Origin of the sequence: Paenibacillus rhizovicinus, from assembly GCF_010365285.1 — a bacterium.
Taxonomy (GTDB): Bacteria; Bacillota; Bacilli; order Paenibacillales; family Paenibacillaceae; genus Paenibacillus_Z; species Paenibacillus_Z rhizovicinus.
Window position 1 is genome coordinate 5,709,991 of record NZ_CP048286.1, and the last position, 16,520, is coordinate 5,726,510.

General features: G+C 43.8%; 20 protein-coding genes. 18 read left to right on the plus strand and 2 right to left on the minus strand.

Annotated elements, in window-relative coordinates; genetic code table 11:
- Positions 1-806: 806 nt before the first annotated feature.
- The 12 genes from GZH47_RS25420 to GZH47_RS25475 all read left to right on the plus strand — a co-directional run bounded on the left by GZH47_RS25420 (position 807) and on the right by GZH47_RS25475 (position 10,290).
- Entirely contained in the window at positions 807-1,226 is a 420-nt protein-coding gene (locus tag GZH47_RS25420) for a hypothetical protein (protein WP_225446208.1), read from the plus strand.
- Between the two features lie 174 nt (positions 1,227-1,400).
- Positions 1,401-2,282, plus strand: coding sequence for a GNAT family N-acetyltransferase (locus GZH47_RS25425; protein ID WP_162643806.1), 882 nt, complete (start codon positions 1,401-1,403; stop codon positions 2,280-2,282).
- Between the two features lie 160 nt (positions 2,283-2,442).
- Complete coding sequence (locus tag GZH47_RS25430) at positions 2,443-3,450, plus strand: phosphatidylinositol-specific phospholipase C/glycerophosphodiester phosphodiesterase family protein (RefSeq protein ID WP_162643807.1); 1,008 nt, start codon at positions 2,443-2,445, stop codon at positions 3,448-3,450.
- Between the two features lie 32 nt (positions 3,451-3,482).
- Entirely contained in the window at positions 3,483-4,172 is a 690-nt protein-coding gene (locus GZH47_RS25435; protein ID WP_225446209.1) for a hypothetical protein, read from the plus strand.
- A gap of 220 nt (positions 4,173-4,392) precedes the next feature.
- On the plus strand, positions 4,393-4,977 hold the full coding sequence (gene hisB, locus GZH47_RS25440; protein ID WP_162645427.1) for an imidazoleglycerol-phosphate dehydratase HisB: 585 nt from the start codon (positions 4,393-4,395) through the stop codon (positions 4,975-4,977).
- An 84-nt stretch (positions 4,978-5,061) separates the two neighbouring features.
- Positions 5,062-5,526, plus strand: a complete 465-nt coding sequence (locus GZH47_RS25445) for a helix-turn-helix domain-containing protein (RefSeq protein ID WP_162643809.1) — start codon at positions 5,062-5,064, stop codon at positions 5,524-5,526.
- A 186-nt stretch (positions 5,527-5,712) separates the two neighbouring features.
- Positions 5,713-6,240, plus strand: coding sequence for a hypothetical protein (locus tag GZH47_RS25450; protein ID WP_162643810.1), 528 nt, complete (start codon positions 5,713-5,715; stop codon positions 6,238-6,240).
- 191 nt (positions 6,241-6,431) lie between these two features.
- Positions 6,432-7,082, plus strand: a complete 651-nt coding sequence (locus GZH47_RS25455; RefSeq protein ID WP_162643811.1) for a hypothetical protein — start codon at positions 6,432-6,434, stop codon at positions 7,080-7,082.
- Between the two features lie 457 nt (positions 7,083-7,539).
- A complete protein-coding gene (locus GZH47_RS25460) occupies positions 7,540-7,896 on the plus strand; it encodes a nuclear transport factor 2 family protein (protein WP_162645428.1) in 357 nt (118 codons plus the stop codon).
- Between the two features lie 91 nt (positions 7,897-7,987).
- On the plus strand, positions 7,988-8,764 hold the full coding sequence (locus GZH47_RS25465; protein ID WP_162643812.1) for a class I SAM-dependent methyltransferase: 777 nt from the start codon (positions 7,988-7,990) through the stop codon (positions 8,762-8,764).
- 689 nt (positions 8,765-9,453) lie between these two features.
- Positions 9,454-9,705 carry a hypothetical protein gene (locus GZH47_RS25470; protein WP_162643813.1) on the plus strand — a complete coding sequence of 84 codons (252 nt, stop codon included), beginning with the start codon at positions 9,454-9,456 and terminating at the stop codon, positions 9,703-9,705.
- Positions 9,706-9,936: 231 nt separating this feature from the next.
- Positions 9,937-10,290, plus strand: coding sequence for a VOC family protein (locus GZH47_RS25475; protein ID WP_162643814.1), 354 nt, complete (start codon positions 9,937-9,939; stop codon positions 10,288-10,290).
- A gap of 247 nt (positions 10,291-10,537) precedes the next feature.
- Here GZH47_RS25475 and GZH47_RS25480 read toward each other — a convergent pair whose 3' ends face one another.
- Positions 10,538-10,897: a winged helix-turn-helix transcriptional regulator gene (locus tag GZH47_RS25480; RefSeq protein ID WP_056626055.1), complete on the minus strand. Its 360-nt coding sequence runs from the start codon at positions 10,895-10,897 to the stop codon at positions 10,538-10,540.
- A 128-nt stretch (positions 10,898-11,025) separates the two neighbouring features.
- Here GZH47_RS25480 and GZH47_RS25485 point away from each other — a divergent pair, with 128 nt between their 5' ends.
- Positions 11,026-11,664: an FMN-dependent NADH-azoreductase gene (locus tag GZH47_RS25485; RefSeq protein ID WP_162643815.1), complete on the plus strand. Its 639-nt coding sequence runs from the start codon at positions 11,026-11,028 to the stop codon at positions 11,662-11,664.
- Positions 11,665-11,749: 85 nt separating this feature from the next.
- Positions 11,750-11,953 (plus strand): hypothetical protein, encoded by a 204-nt coding sequence (locus GZH47_RS25490; RefSeq protein ID WP_162643816.1) that lies wholly within the window; start codon positions 11,750-11,752, stop codon positions 11,951-11,953.
- A 148-nt stretch (positions 11,954-12,101) separates the two neighbouring features.
- On the opposite strand, the gene GZH47_RS25495 is transcribed toward GZH47_RS25490, so the two are convergent.
- Positions 12,102-12,848: an MBL fold metallo-hydrolase gene (locus GZH47_RS25495; RefSeq protein WP_162643817.1), complete on the minus strand. Its 747-nt coding sequence runs from the start codon at positions 12,846-12,848 to the stop codon at positions 12,102-12,104.
- Between the two features lie 313 nt (positions 12,849-13,161).
- On the opposite strand from GZH47_RS25495, the gene GZH47_RS25500 reads away from it, so the two are divergent.
- The 4 genes from GZH47_RS25500 to GZH47_RS25515 all read left to right on the plus strand — a co-directional run bounded on the left by GZH47_RS25500 (position 13,162) and on the right by GZH47_RS25515 (position 16,336).
- Positions 13,162-13,956 (plus strand): Cof-type HAD-IIB family hydrolase, encoded by a 795-nt coding sequence (locus GZH47_RS25500; protein WP_162643818.1) that lies wholly within the window; start codon positions 13,162-13,164, stop codon positions 13,954-13,956.
- A gap of 44 nt (positions 13,957-14,000) precedes the next feature.
- The gene (locus GZH47_RS25505) at positions 14,001-14,711 is read left to right on the plus strand and encodes a M24 family metallopeptidase (RefSeq protein WP_162643819.1); all 711 of its coding nucleotides are present in this window, start codon (positions 14,001-14,003) and stop codon (positions 14,709-14,711) included.
- A gap of 146 nt (positions 14,712-14,857) precedes the next feature.
- Entirely contained in the window at positions 14,858-15,805 is a 948-nt protein-coding gene (locus tag GZH47_RS25510; RefSeq protein WP_162643820.1) for a helix-turn-helix transcriptional regulator, read from the plus strand.
- 126 nt (positions 15,806-15,931) lie between these two features.
- Entirely contained in the window at positions 15,932-16,336 is a 405-nt protein-coding gene (locus tag GZH47_RS25515; RefSeq protein WP_162643821.1) for a VOC family protein, read from the plus strand.
- The last annotated feature ends 184 nt before the right edge of the window (positions 16,337-16,520 follow it).

The following is a 16,520-nucleotide window of genomic DNA, read 5'->3' on the forward strand; positions in this document are numbered from 1 at the left end:
AAATAATGTCTGTTCTCAAAGAGATATCAAAGAAACTTGATAAATAGAACAGTAACAAACTAACGGAGAACGTTAGTAAAATTGAGGAGCGAAGCAAGGAGTAGAGCAATGAAGAGGATTGGTTTGAATTTTCTCATAGCATGCATTTTCTTTGGAATTTACATTACTATTAAGCAATTAGGTTGGTTACCTAATCGGGATACTATTGATTCAAATGGTTGGACTATGTTTATTTATATTGCTTTGATACTTACGATCTTATTAATATCTTGGATAAGAAGGAAGAATAAATAATTTTACATTTTGTTCAATACTTACTAATCCTTGTGAAGGTGCATTACGCTAACTGGGAACAATAGCTCAATCAAACATTAGGTTGTTCCCGACAGTCAATGTTTGGAACATTAGTTCATATCATTAACGGAAGAATAGGTGGATTATGTTGTTATCAATAATGCTGATTTGCATCGGGCTTTTATTCTTTTTCTTTCCTGTAAAAGTATGGATGATCTCTCGCATGAGTTTTGACTTAAAAGCTGGGAAATTTACTTATCCTGATTCTGGACATAAAGCAATGAAAATATTAAATCGGATTTTCGGAATTCTATTGTTACTTATTGCAATATTAAATTTAATTGACGGCTCCTTTTTAAGATGAACAATTCTTGGAAAGACTTCCTCACCATTGTCTGAACCATTGTGTGTTTATGTGTCTAAATAAATTGTCGTTACGCTAACTGATAGGATAAATGAACAGGATCCTTTTTGGTAGTATTAAGGAGAGATAAGAACAAGGGGGCATTCAGTTGAATTCTGAACACAAAGAGTTCACAGAAAAACTTCTTTCCCATATTTTTATAGGCAGTCAATTAGATGGTGTGAAATTCGGGTTAGGTCCAGCTGCGCTTTTATTACGCTTTGAACACTATGATCATCATTCTCCAGATCAACTTTGGCTTAATATTGAGTCAAAATGGGGAGTCTTTCCTAAAGACACGCATGATTTTCCGAATTCCGAAGATGAAATGAGTGAGCTTTCGGAAGAAGACGAGTATAAATTAATTTTTGAACTTCGGCGAGAAAAAATAGCCAAAATAAAGCTTGGCAAGATTTCTCCGCATTTACATATTGAATTTGAGTCTGGAAAAACTCTTTTTGTAAATGGACACCATAAAAAAATACGAGTGTTGGCAAGCAGGAGATGGCATAGGATATACCGGCAATGAATGGTTTGTCGTGGCTACTCCCGGAGATGGTATTTCTTCATGGGCACCTGATTCATTCAGCTCCCTCGGGAAACGATAACGTCACAAGTAAAATAAGGGAATGTTGTGCGTGGAACTACATGGCGGAGCGTGAAATAAATCTTTATTCTACTATGAAAGGACAACGATTTTTCGATGATCATACATAGTTGTAACTATAAAAACCATGACGGATACCGAGCAAGCTTTAATCGACTATCCAAGCTAGTTTTTGGTATTGAGTTCGAAGTATGGTACCAAAAGGGAGCCTGGGACGACCGTTATATTTGCCATTCATTTGTAGCTGATGAAGAGGTAATTGCAAATGTATCAGTAAGTAAAATGAACTTGGTCATTCATGGTGAATCCATAAGGGCTCTTCAGATAGGGACTGTAATGACTCATCCCGAGCATAGGGGTAAGGGATTGTCAAAACAACTGATGGAACATGTATTGGATACTTACAAAGACACCTGCGACTTGTTTTTCTTATTTGCGAACAGAACCGCGCTTGAGTATTATCCCAAATTTGGATTTTCTGCCGTACCTGAACACCGTTTTCTCCTAAATATATCTGGTGAACCCAAAAATAATTTAATTTCATTGGAAAAACTAGATGTTTCCACGAACGAGCATTGGAATTTCATTAAACAGAGGCTTAGCTCCCGCAGACCAATTTCAAAATATTTCGGTGTTACTAACAACGAAGGGTTATTTCAATTTTACGCTTTGAACGTTTTCCAAGAATGCCTTTATTATTCCCAATCGGATGATGCCATCATAGTTTTGGAGCATGAAGGTGATTTGTTGCATTTGTATGATATTGTCAGCGATGAAGAAGTAGACATTGAAGCGTTGGTTTCACGGATTACAGCGGAAGGAACAAGGAAGGTTCGTTTTCACTTTACCCCAGACCAAGTTATTGATAAGGCGTCTGCAGAACCCTTCGGAGAGCTTGAGGATGTCTTGTTTATTAAATCGCGATCTGATTTAGGCAAGCTGCCTGCCTTTTGTGCACCTACATTGGCTCATGCTTAGCGCTAACCATAGGGAAATTACCTTAGTACCATTATTCGGGGTGAACCAAAATTAGGACGGCGGTTGTTGTTTTGGTGAAAGTTGAGAGAGAGCTGCATGTTTCTGGATCTCCCAAGTCTGTCTAAGTGGTAAGAAAGACAGACGCCGGGAGGGCGAATCTATGTTTCCGACTAATATTCAATCTAGCAGATCCACCAGAACAGAACCGCGTCACCGCAAATCAAAGCTGCCACAGTTGATCCTCTCGCTCCTAGTCTTTCTCTCTACGCCATTCCTAATGTCGCCCGTCGAAAACCAGTCATTGTCGCCCGATTGCGCCACGCGTCCGACGCCTGCGCCTGGATTGGCATCGACCCCGTACGATTGGGTGCGACAGACGATTCTTATCTCGCATGCGCTCGGCGGCATCGAACAATTCGCCGGCACGAACAGCCGAGAAGCGCTGGTTCATGCCTATGCTTGCGGGCATCGCGTGTTCGAGACGGACGTGAGCGTTACGTCGGACGGCCATTTGGTGTTGCGGCACGACTGGGAAGCCGGCACGTATCCCGTCCTCGGACAGTCGGTACAGAAAGAGAGCGGAGCGATGACGCTCGCGAAATTCGAGGCGTTTCCGATTCAAGGGCATTATTCGCCGATGACATTCCAGCAATTGCTTGCTTTTATGGCGAATCATCCCGATGTGCTTCTTGTAACGGATACGAAGGAAGCGGATGCGGCCAAAGCTGCTGCGATTTTCCGGAAAATCGTCCATGAGACGAAAGATGTGGACCCCGCGCTTCTGAAGCGCATCGTGCCGCAGCTCTATCAGGCCGATAATTATGCGGCTGTCGATGGCGTCTATCCGTTCAAACAATATATCTACACGTTATATATGAATCAGGATTCCGATGAACAGGTCATTCGCGATATGACCGAGCAAGGCATTCGAATCGCCGTCATGGACGAGAACCGATATTCGCCGGAATTCGTGCAGGCGCTAAAGGACAAGGGCATTTATACGTACGTCAACACGATAAACGACCTTGAACGAATCAAGTCGCTCCGGGCATCCGGCGTCCAAGGCGTCATGACCGATTTCATCGAGCCGGAACAAGTGAATGGACGCTCAAACGAGAACCAGACGATGGTCGGAAGAGCGTCAGACGTAGGCGATAGAGGTGAGTGAAGCTGAGGGGTATTATGAGGTTGATACTGGTTATGTTATCGCTCTTATTACTGATTACTGCGATCGGTTGCGGCATGCTAGGAAAGAGAACGTGTGGATCTGACATTGAATGGGTGGATTTTCTGAAAATCAATTCGATTACGTACAATCAGAATCATGATGGAACAAAAGAAGTATCGGCAGAACAATTAGGGGAAAAGGTTGGGGAAATTAAATACATGCTGAATGGGCATGCCTGCACGAATTACAAATCTGCTAATGGAGATGCGGCATTTCTTTCGATAGGCACCGATGTATATGCTCTGAAGGGGTATAACTCGAATTTTCGCGTAGTAGCTAACAACAGGGTGTATGAGGTATCGGATAACCCAAATGCCAAAACGATTGGAGACCTTATGGACATTGAAGGCAAGGTGAAGGCCGTGGGGTTGGAAAGCGGCAGAGATGGTAGTCTGATCGGTTACTTCAGCCAAGACGCAGCCATGGATTTCAGTAAAGAAATTCTTCCTTTACCTTTGGTTGGCTTCAATGAGGTGTATAAGAAAATTAAGAACGAGACAGGCATCTTCCTTCGCCTCTTCCTTAAGGACGGTACTTCATTTCGAATGGTCTACTATCCCGATGCTAACGCTTTTGCGAACGGCGGCGCTTTGGGGACACATAAGTTGAAATTATTGGTTACGTCTCAGAGAGCGGACATCAAAGCGGCTGCGGGACTATAGCCAATTCGTGATACGACGGCAGCCGGCCGAGGGCTGCCGTTTTCTCAACTCATAGGAAGGATAGCATGGAGACCGATATACAACTTTACATTCACACTTTACTGCGTTACTATATTAGATAAATAAAGCGGTGAAGGATTTAGTCTCTCAAATAAACAACTTCAATCTGCACGATATCAAAAAAATATCTCAATTTTGGAAGGGGATTCTTATGGTACTGGTGCGTGAGGCATTAATTATCCGAAAAACAAGAGAAACAGACATTAAACTAGAGCTTAATCTCGATGAATACAGTGAAGGTAAGATTAACACGGGGATTGGATTCTTTAACCATATGCTCACGCTTTTTGCTTTTAGGGCAGGAATAAAACTTCATGTGGATTGTTTAGGTGACTTGGAGATCGATGGGCATCACACGGTTGAGGACATTGGGATATGCTTGGGGCAAGCAATCAAGAAGGCGATCGGAGATAAGAAGGGGATAAACCGTTACGGTAGTTCGCGTATACCTATGGATGAGAGCTTAGCATTGGTGGATTTGAATGTGGCTAATCGTTCTTTTTTAGTGTTTAACGTGGAAATGCCTTCAACGCGAGTAGGCGAGTTTGAAACCGAATTAACCGAAGAGTTTTTTGTCGCAGTAGCGAGTAATAGCGGGATAACCATTCACGTCAATTTGGAGTACGGCAGAAATACGCATCATATTATTGAGGCAATTTTCGTGGCATTCGGCGATGCGCTGAAGAAAGCCATTCAGATAACAAGCGATATCATTCCGTCTACAAAGGGTACGTTATCCTTATGAAGTACTTCATCAAAATATGAATTCCAAGTGTTTACATATGTAACGATGTGTAATAATATGTAACTATACGGACATTTGGAGGTGATGGATATAGCTGAATTCTTTACCGTGGACCAGTTTGCTCAAATGCTTGAGCTCCACCCAAGAACGGTCAGACGATACATTCGCGATAAACAACTTCAAGCTTCTAAGGTTGGTGCTGAGTGGAGAATCCGAAAGGAGGATGCAGAAATGTTTATAGGCGGACGATTCGAAAGCCTTCAAACAGAAGCAACCAATGAGATCGAGGCCTTTATACAGGGTCTTGATAGCGAAATTGATGGTAAGCTCCAAGTTTGCACGGTCCTTGATTGCTATGTAGGAACACCGGAGGCAATGAAAATATCCGAGATCATCATGTGGCATATGAATGAGACGAATCCCCAGCGTGGAAAGGCGAAGTTTCAATATTTCTACGATGATAAAGCCAAAAAAGGCCGCTATGTCATTTGGGGAAATCCATATTTTGTTGGCAAGGTATTAACAGCCGTAGGCGAGGTTACTGCTTAAACAGCTCGCTGCGCAAACGGAGACAATAGCTTAACTAAGCATGAAGGCAGCTGGTCATTGACATTTGATCGGTTGCCTTCTTTCGGCTTACGAATACGTTAACGCAACAATTAACAATCCCATCACGTCGTAACAATTGAACGGAATAGCCAACGTGGAACGATTGCATAGTGAAAGGGGAATTCGATGCGTACGTACGGAGTTGTTGGACTTATCCTCTTCTTCACCCTACTGGTCGGCTGCGGTTCGCATGAAGAGGCGGTGGTCCAGCCGACGACCGAAGCGTCTGTTACTAAAGGCGATTTCACCTACCGCCTCGTGACGGCGAAGCCCGAATACAGCCGCGGGGAATCAGTTCCGATTTACGCGGAGTTGACGTATATCGGAGATGAAGCGAGCGTCACAATCAACCATTCCGCGTCGCCGTTTTATTTTCCGATTCAGGAGTTGAAAAGAGGCTACGTCATCGACTACGCAATGAGTGATGTCGGCGCTAGCACGAAGCTGATCAAAGGCCAACCGATGCGCGGCACATTCAACATCCGAGGTGGTGGCTATAGCGAGAACGATCCTACGGCCTATAAGGACTTTATCGATAACTTCCGCAAAAACGGGTATGACAAAGGCCATTACGCCGTAAATGGTTATGCCGATTTTTCCTTGGCGGGCCAGAAGGTGCGAATCGACGCGCAGATCGATTTTCTCGTTGATTAAATGACGATATGCGGCAGCCGGTCAAACGATCAGCTGCCGTTTTCATTGGAGTAACTTAATAAAAACACAACTCATTCTGGATTTTGACGTATAATGTTTTGTGGAAAAAGTTGGGATGCGTAAACCTGCGGGTGTGTTGAACAGACAGCTAGGCAAGTCGAAATAATAGGTCTAATACAGGAGGTTTTGATGTGAAACGTCGTCCTTATTTAATCCTAATTTCGTTCCTTGTATTTCTTGTTGCTGGTTGTAGTCAATCATCTTCTTATGGAACCCCCGCTCCGATAAAGAACTTAAAATGGGGCATGAACGTAAAGGAGACATTAGATGTCCTGGGAATCGCGGAAAAGGGTTTAACCGAAACAAGCAGTCTAGGTACAACGCGTATTTTCAAAGCCAACGAAAAAATAAAGATACATGATCGTCCTGCTGAAGTTAGTTTTACGTTTGATTACTATTCCCCCGAGCCTATTTTGTTTAGAATCACTGCCAAGTTTAAACCGGAAGACGTCGCGTATATAGAAAAGGAACTCAATAAACAGCGAGGTCAGGGGAGCATTCTTCAATATAATGGAAAGAATGAGCCGATGCAGATTAGCTGGAAGGATGCATCGCTTCAAACTAACAAAGAATGGTTGGCCGCCGTTGAAAAGGTTTATACCGCTATGGGCATGAAGATAACGGAGAATCTCATGGAAAACGGTGTAAATGTGATGGATAAACCAATTACAAGTTGTGTTCTTGAATCAGATACAAACAGTCCAAGGTATGGCACCGTTAGTTTTGATGGTTCGGTTGCAGCGATGTTAAATTATCCAGAAAGATTTGTGCCTAAGAAATAAATTAACGGGGAAGGCCGTTATCATAGGAGGCAATCCGTGATTTTAAGGGGGGCGTTATGAGGATAAAAAGGTTGCTATATTGGACAGTGCTTATTTTATTACTTATTCTGACTTTAACAAAGCCATCGGAAGATGATTATCACAACTACCTATATAACGTTCACGGAGTTTGCGTTAACGGGAATGACCAGTGTATTCATACAGTTCCGATTTCAGAGCATGTTCGTAATCTCCCTTTTTACATGACCGCTGAAACTAGTATCCCTGGTGAGAAGGAGATACGTGTCTTAGGAATTTTTAATCACTTCTTTATAAGAAAAAACAGCCTCGACTGAGCTACTGGGGAACGCTAGTTCAAAACTGCAAGCCCTCTCCATAGAAGCAAACAGGTTATAATAGCTAGCTTCTATAGAGAGGTTATCCGTTCATGCTATGTTAGCAATTATGGAGGTGAATCATTATTAGTATGGATTCAATTAGACAAGAATTATTGGAATTAGAAGAACTGTTGTTACAGCCTGAAGTTCGAACTTCTGTAACTGCCCTCTCCAAACTATTAGCAGATGATTTTTTTGAATTTGGCAGCTCGGGGAAGATTTGGAGCAGAAGGGATGCCCTTGATCCAAATGGAATCGGTGTAGTGAAAATGGAACTAAGCGATTTTCAAATTCATCCCTTATCTGAGGGAGTAACTTTGTCCACTTATAAAATTTTAAATAAAGAAAACATGCAGTATTCACTACGTAGTTCTATCTGGAAGTATGAGAACGCGAAATGGCAGATGATATTCCATCAAGGAACTCCAATCGTTTAACAAATGGGAATATAGTTGAACGGAGACACAACGGCAGCGGGCTACACGACCGCAAATTACCATTAAAGATGACTACTAGGTGGTGCGTAAATTGGATGAGTCTGTTTTAGATTTTTATGACGGCCTAGCTGAAGCTTACCATCTTATTTTCGTTGATTGGCATCATGCCATTTCATGGCAAGGCGAGGTTTTAAGCAAATTTATTCATTCAAAGCTCGCGAGTCTAAGCAAAGAGGGTGCTTCGCTTCTAGACTGCTCCTGTGGGATCGGTACCCAAGCAATAGGGTTGGCTAATCACGGATTTAAAGTAACGGGTACTGATTTAAGTCCAGTATCCATCGCAAGAGCAACCAAAGAGGCAGAATCTTACGGGGTTGAAATAAACTTTAGGGTAGCTGATTTTCGTTCATTAGCAAAAGATGTTTCCGGAGTATATGATGTCGTTCTTTCCGCAGATAATGCAGTCCCGCACCTTCTAACAGACGACGATTTATATCTGGCTGTACGCAACATGTATTCAAAAGTTAAAAAAGACGGCATGCTTCTCCTTACAATGAGGGATTATGATGAGTTGGTAAAAGAAAAGCCTAAAACTACAGAACCACGCATTTTCGAAAAGGGCAAACGAATCGTATTCCAGGTTTGGGATTGGGCTGATGACGCGAAAACCTATCAGACAAACCATTTTTTATTACAAGAAATGAATGGGCAATGGAAAACAACCCAAGCCAAAACGAGATACCGAGCTTTATTACGAGATGAATTCACTCATATCTTGAGTACAGCCGGATTCGCGGATATCGAATGGTCTATGCCAGCAGAATCAGGATATTACCAGCCCATTGTAACTGCACGAAAAGTAGTGTAGTTAAACGGGAAAAGTGTTCCAATATATGCCATAAGCTAAATAAGGAATTTGAACAAGGGAGGGACAGGGTTGAGGGAAATAAAGCATCCGGTTAAAAGTCCTTCAAGGATTGGAACCATGATAAGCATGATGGCTATTATATGCAGTCAATCCATTCTTGTAGTGAAATCATCGGAGCGGATAGGTAACTTCTACATTTCGTTAACGGTGGTTCTTATGTGTCTGATTGTAAGCTTACTTGCGTTGGACAGAACATTCTTCAAGAAACCAACCGAGTTATGTCTCTCCAATGGCCATATCATATTAAATGGGAATGTAATTAACCCTGGAGACATTAAAGTAATCATGGTCAGAGGATACTTTAAATCTACTATTGGGATATTACCTCACAAGAGAAAGATCGTCCCAGTTGATATGGCTTTTAGGTACTCAGGGGACGAAGATAGTGGTATCTCAGATTTAAAGAGTTGGGCCAAAATGAACAAAGTAAAGATGGTCAATAAATCGTTTCAAACGTGGATCTAAGTACTTCTCCTTCGATAGGATGACATGCTTGTGGCCTCAGAACGATCGGCGGCCGTTGTCCATAGAGGCAGTTGACGTTAATGAACTTGCGATATTCATAGAGGGATAGAAAGCAATATTGCGAATAAATAAAGAATAATCCAGTTTGAAATGAGTGACGGATTTTGGAGGAAAGCAAAAAGAAAGCTTACTTAACCCTTAATTATCAAGCATTTCTGGATATTAAAAACAGTGGCGAATTCAACATGGATCACTACAATCGTGTATTTCGAATAGCACAAGCTTTTCACAATCTTGCCTTGTCAATTATGGAGGACTTTGTAGGCGTTTGGAGTACTGTAAATGGACTTGAAAGAGACTTTGGATTAATTCATTATAGAGAATTGTTTAGAAAAGCAGTTCAGGCGAAATCTTAAAAATTGGGAATGATTTACAGGTGGAGAGAATGAGATTACAATATCCTTGTTGCGCGTTCTTTACTGTGGATAGTGATGACGAGGTTATAAGGCAGCTGCTCCTATTTCATTAAGTTAACGGGCAGCATAACGGAGTAAACGGGTAATTGTTACTATAAAGAAGAATTAATTGTTAAATGTCGAATGTATTCAATAATGAAGGATAATCTGATTATGGCTGGGAGGTTTGAAATGAAGGTCAAACGAATCGTCGCCAATATCAATACGAAGGATATCACGGCAGCTAAATGCTTCTACCAGGATGTGCTCGGCCTTGATGTAATGATGGATCATGGTTGGATTAGAACGTATGGTTTAGACGAGGAGATGAGCATACAAATTAGTTTCGCCTCACAGGGTGGCTCAGAGACGCCTACGCCTGATCTATCGATTGAAGTCGATGATGTCTATGCTGCACTAGAAGGCATGAAGAGAGCTGGATTTCTGATCGAATATGGGCCTGTTAATGAGCCTTGGGGCGTTCGACGATTCTATGTCCGCGACCCGTTTGGTAAGCTTATCAACATTCTTGCTCATGGACATTGATACACGAACGGCCAATCGTAAAGTGATATCGGTTTGTTCAACGAACGGGACATGATAGTTCAATACATTTTGGAGTAGTTTGCCGTAGGCAGCTGCTCCTTTTTCATTACGCAAACGTGGCAGGAAAGTTCGAATTTATCGATCTTCTTTATGTTCTGGCAGGCTGCGGTACCGGACATGCCTCGTAATCACTTTCGTTATATTGTGACTCGGAGAAGAATGAAACGGACTAGCGTAATGTCGAACGCTAGTCCGTTTCTGTTTGTTCATTTTTCTCCTTTTTGAGCTGCTTTCGCTCAACATGGGCTACTCCCCATTGATGTAAGGTTTCCAAAATCGGAGACAGGCTCATGCCGTATTCCGTGATGGAGTATTCTACTTTCGGAGGGATTTGCGGATAAATGACTCGTTTAACAATCTCTTCCTCTTCCAATTCGCGCAGATGGAGCGTAAGCATCCTTTGAGTGATATCAGGGAGCAATCTTCTTAGCTCATTGAACCGCAAAGGTTTACCTTGAAGCAAATGATAAAGGATAATCGGCTTCCATTTGCCGACGATCGAATCCAACGCCACAACGAATTGACATTGGACAGGGTTCTTTTGCATGCATAGGCCTCCGTTTACAGTACCTTTTTTGATACTATACCACATTATTGTGCGTACTTAAAATAAGTAAGTATATATAATATGATTATCCTTGAAAGTATAACATTACAGAAGGGAAGTTTTGATTCATGGCAACCGTATTGTACATCACCGCACACCCTCTCGATCCTCAATCATCGTATAGCCTCGCGGTAGGCAAAGCGTTTATCGAAGCGTACCGCAAGGCAAATCCGGGAGATAAAGTTGTTCATTTGGATCTCTACAAAGAGAATATTCCGCAATTTGATGCTGATGTTTTAAGAGGTTGGGAAAAACTTCGGTCGGGTTCATCTTTCGATCAACTGACTGATGATGAGAAGTCAAAAGTGGCTTCTCTTGCAGCGGTTGTTGATCAATTCGTGGCTGCTGATAAGTATGTATATGTTTCCCCGATGTGGAATTTCACGATCCCGCCGGTTTTGAAAGCATACACGGATGCGACTTCAATTCCGGGTAAGACGTTTAGGTATACCGAAAACGGCCCTGAAGGTTTGTTGACCGGTAAGAAAGTCTTACACATTCAAGCAAGTGGTTCTGTTTATTCGGAAGGTCCTTTAGCTTCACTTGAAATGGGATACAGCTATCTAAATAAGATTTTACAGTTCTATGGAATTCAATCTATTGAGGCAATTTTTATTGAAGGAACCGCTTTAAAATCACAAGAGCAAGCTCCAGCAATTAAGGAAAAAGCAATTGCACGTGCTAAGGAAGTTGCCAAAAGTTTCTAATAGGGGGATCGTTCTCAAACCGGATTAAACAAGAGCAGCTCCATCAAAAGTGAAGTAATGCTGCGAAGCTGATTCCGACTACGAAGTGGCCTGTGACTCCATACCAACGATGACGCTGTTCCAGGCGCTGTTGGATAAGGACTGTTACGGCGATCTTGCGGTATGGGAGCCGGTATCCGCCCGCCGATGGGTCGCAGTCTCCGTCGGCCACAGCGACGGCGACGCCCCGATGATCATGGTGGCCGTCGTCTGCGACCAGCCGATTACCGAACTGGAGGAGCAGCCATAAGCGTGAGCAGAATCATTATTGCATCACGCCGTCACACGAGAGAAATGCAGAAGCGATCGGACCAAGGCAAATAAGGTTTGATCGCTTCTGCCTTGAGCGATTCGCCGGGTCGACACCACTATACCATTCGTTTCTAGTATCTTTTGGTTCATAGCCATTCACCGTCCTCTGGAATATCAACTTTATGAAGCAAATTGTGAGCGGAGAGCTTCGTCCGCAGCACCTCCCGTGTGACGTGGCAATGATTGATCGTATCCATATGAACAGCAACGACACGAGTATACTGCGCGTATCCGATAAGCTCAATTATGTCTTCTTCATCCATCGTAATCGCGTCGCCAACCAGGAATCTTGCCCCGCCCGCGTTGACAATTGTCATATCGGGTTTATAGGTATCGAGTGCCGTCTTCATGTCCTCACACCAGATCGTATCTCCAGCGATGTACAGCGTAGGCTCCCCTTGTGCCTGGAGTACGAAGCCGGACACTTGCCCCATTTGTTGACCGATCTCGCCCGTTCCATGTTGTCCGCTCGTACGATGAAGGGTTACGCCTTGGAAAGTCACGAAGGTTTGTATCTCTGTTACATCGGTAAAGCCTGACGAACGGATCGCGTCCCTATCCCCCTGCTGGCAAAATATTACTGAAGACTTCGAAAGCATATGCATTGCCGCTTCGTCCCAATGATCCCGATGCAAATGCGTCACGAGGACGGCGTCCGGTGCAAGCCATGCATCCAACGCGCCTGGCAGCGGGACGAGCGGATTCTTCCGTTCGTCACCCGAGTTGGCGATTGGCGGATTAACGGCCTTTTCGCTAAACATCGGGTCGATTAAAAAGGTCAAGCCTGCATATTCCAGCCATAATGTCGCATGGCGAATGAGTTGAATGTTCATATTAACTCCTCCTCGATGGTTCATTTGTTATACTATTGATGATACATCAGCACCTTCGCTCCATACATAACTTGATGAACGTAATCAGGCATATTTATTTTCATCGTGAAAGAGTGGATGACAAATGGCCAGCCAAGAGGGCGTTGCTTTTAATCGCGAAACTCTATATAGAACAGAATGAGAAGGCAGCTGGTCAGCGAAAATGATCTGCTGCCTTTGTTCATCTAACCAGAATTTTTTTCCATTCAGGAGTCTAGCATCTCTCCAGGGATTAGGTTATTATTGGAAGAATTACTTGTGGGGAGAGATGCAAATGCTGGACATAAAGGCAATTGTATTAGACTTGGACGGAACATTACTCGGCAGCGATAAGTCCATCTCACCTAGAAACTATGAGACGGTAAAAAGATGTTATGATTCCGGCATTCATATCATTGTTGCCACGGCGCGACCGCCTAGAGCGGCTAATCAATTCGTGAAGAATTTTCCTTTTGTAGACTACTTGGTTTATTACAATGGGGCTCTGACGACATGCAAGTCTAAGCAAACTCAGCGGCACTTTAGTATCCCGATGGAAATTAGCCGGCAGATCAACCATTTCATCGCGTTATATGCACCGCAATCGATAATAAATTACGAGGTGAATGACGCCTGCTATACGTGTACGCCGATTCCTGACTCGCAGCTTAGTCACTTCGGTATTCGTTCAAATGATCCAAAACCTCTGGTTGTCGATAAGGATTTTCTTCGTTCACTTTCCCCAACCAAAATATTGGTTCACGGTTACAGCGCATGGGTGGATGTGATCGAGCACTTCGGTGATCATGTGAACGTAATCGCAACCGATGGAGGCGTATTGGTTCAAATCATGCAAAAATCAGCCTCAAAAGAAGAAGCCGTGCAATGGGTGCTTGATGATATCGGGGTGAAGCCGGAAAATGTGATGGTTTTCGGGGATGATTTTAACGATGTAGGACTATTCCAACTATGCGGATTTCCGATCGCAATGGAGAACGCGATAATTGAATTGAAACATTGCGCAGCCCACGTAACCGAATCCAATGATAACGATGGTGTTGCTATTGCACTGGAGCGATTAGTGGTGTAATCACTCGCACTGACTCGCATTCTTTCGTTAAAGGCGGTTTTAATATGGAACAACTGTCAACGTATCTGCACGTACAATCTATCGCTAAATCCACGATAAGCGAGTTAAAGGACGTCATTAAAGAAGGCATTTCAGAACGTGAAATTGTCTGTATAACCGAAGAGATTTTGAGAGCCAAAGGCGTCAAAAGCTTTTGGTATCATGGCATAGGGGCGTTCGTTCACGTTGGCAAGAGAACAACCATTTCCGAATCAGGCAAAGGGTATAAGCCTACGGATACATTAGTCGGAAGGAACGATATTGTAACTGTAGACCTTAGTCCGGAGATGAATAGCTATTGGGGAGACTATGCCCGAACGTTTATAATCATTGATGGCAAGGCTGTCGGCGTAGATGCATTAGCATGCAGCGATAATGATTTGGAGCTTAGGGATGGAGTTAAAGTCGGGGAGAACCTGCATAACCTATTTATGGATTTTATCAAGCCCGACATGACTTTTGAAGAAGTCTATCTGCATATGAACGAGGCAATAAACCAACTCGGTTATATTAACCTTGATTTTGCCGGGAATTTGGGACATACAATTGAGTTTGATAAGGACAACAGGAGATATTTGGAGTCGGGAAATAAGACTAAGCTGAGTGAAGTAACTCTCTTTACATTTGAACCGCATATTAAGCCTCGGAACTTAGAATACGGATTTAAGAGAGAGGATATTTATTATTTCCGCGATGGGGAATTGCTTGTCTTATAAAGGCAAATACGGTTATGCAAAGAAACCACTCCGAGAGTGGTTTCTTTGCATCGATACACTGATATAGGGTTCGGGGCTATGGTAAACTTAATGAATGCTCATACAGCGTTTCTGTTGTACAGTATTACGTTTCAAGGGGGCAGTCAATGAACAAAACAGATCGATTGTTGGCCATCGTGCTAGAGCTGCAAGTCAGGCAAGTGGTACGGGCAGAAGATTTGGCGGCACGATTCGAAACCAGCGTGAGGACGATCTATCGCGACATTCAGGCGCTCAGTGAAGCAGGCGTGCCGATTACAGGCACTACAGGCACAGGGTATTCTTTAATGGATGGCTATTTTCTACCGCCAATCAGTTTCACAATAGAGGAAGCCGTGACCTTGCTTGTAGGAACAGACTTTATCGAGCAACGATTTGATGATGATTATCGTGATAGGGCTCAATCTGCTAGGAGGAAAATCGAGGTCACACTATCTGACCGTGTCCGCAGTGAGACCTCCCGTATACGCAAGTCGCTGCGTTTGCTCGATCCGGGCAAGCAGGCAGGTCTGTCTAACGAAAGGGAAAATTTCAATAAGATCCGCCGAGCGATATCGGATGGGCGAAAGATCAGATTTCATTATTCGAAAAAAATGACGGATTCCACGGAGAGCCGACATAGCGAACGTACCGCTGCTCCGTATGGCCTCGTACTCGTTGAAGGATCTTGGATGCTTATAGCCCAATGCGATCTACGCCAGGACATCCGTCATTTCCGTTTGTCCCGAATGGCTGAACTTATCGAACTGGAAGAACGATTCGAACGCCCGGCGCAATTTGACTTAGGGAAGTATAGCCCCTTGGATGATCGCCACTTGCGAGTCTGCCTTCGGTTTGACTATGACATCGCAGATAAGGTGAAGGAATCGAACTATCCTTACATCGAGGAAGTGAAAGAGCATCAAGATGGATTGGATGTGGTATTACGCGTTCGTCGGCCGGATGAATTACTGCAATGGGTGCTTGGCTGGGGAGCGAATGTGATCGTGTTGGAACCCGAATCTTTCCGAGATCGGATTCGTGAGGAAGCCCGAAAAATTTTAGAACGCTACTGACATAATGGTGTCAGTAGCGTTCTTTTATAATCGGACATGTAAACGTAATGGAGAGATTAGCAAAAAGTAGGTTTTGCAACGGCTGGACACAGCCGAATCTATTAGGACTAGGAAGGATGATATCTTGTGAATATCGCTTCAATACGCATCATTACGGACGACGTGGATCGCCTCGTCGCGTTCTATGAGAAAGTCACGGGGGCTACGGCGGAGCGACCCGCGCCTGTATTTGCCGAACTCGTTACGCAATCATGTACCCTTGCAATCGGCCACTCCCAGACGGCACGGCTATTCGGCGCCGGTTCCGTAGTGGGGGCCAACAATCGCACTGTCATTATTGAGTTCCGCGTCGACGATGTCGAGGCCGAATACGTGCGCTTGAAGCCATTTGTCGATGATTGGGTACAGGAACCTACCATGATGCCGTGGGGGAACCGTTCTATGCTGTTCCGCGATCCCGACGGCAACCTTCTTAATCTCTTCGAGCCGGTGACCGAGGATGCGATTGAACGGTTTAGAGGAAGACATTGACGGTCCGCCAAGCATGGCCCGAAACATTATATCTCTTATGGAGAAATGCGGACAACTCAACTAAGTCAGCGAAATAACAATAGAGTAACCCAATGAGTTGTCACGCTAAAGGGAGACGTACAAATCAATCACAAAATGCGGCAGCCGGTCAAACGATCAGCTGTCGTTTTCATTGAAGTAACGG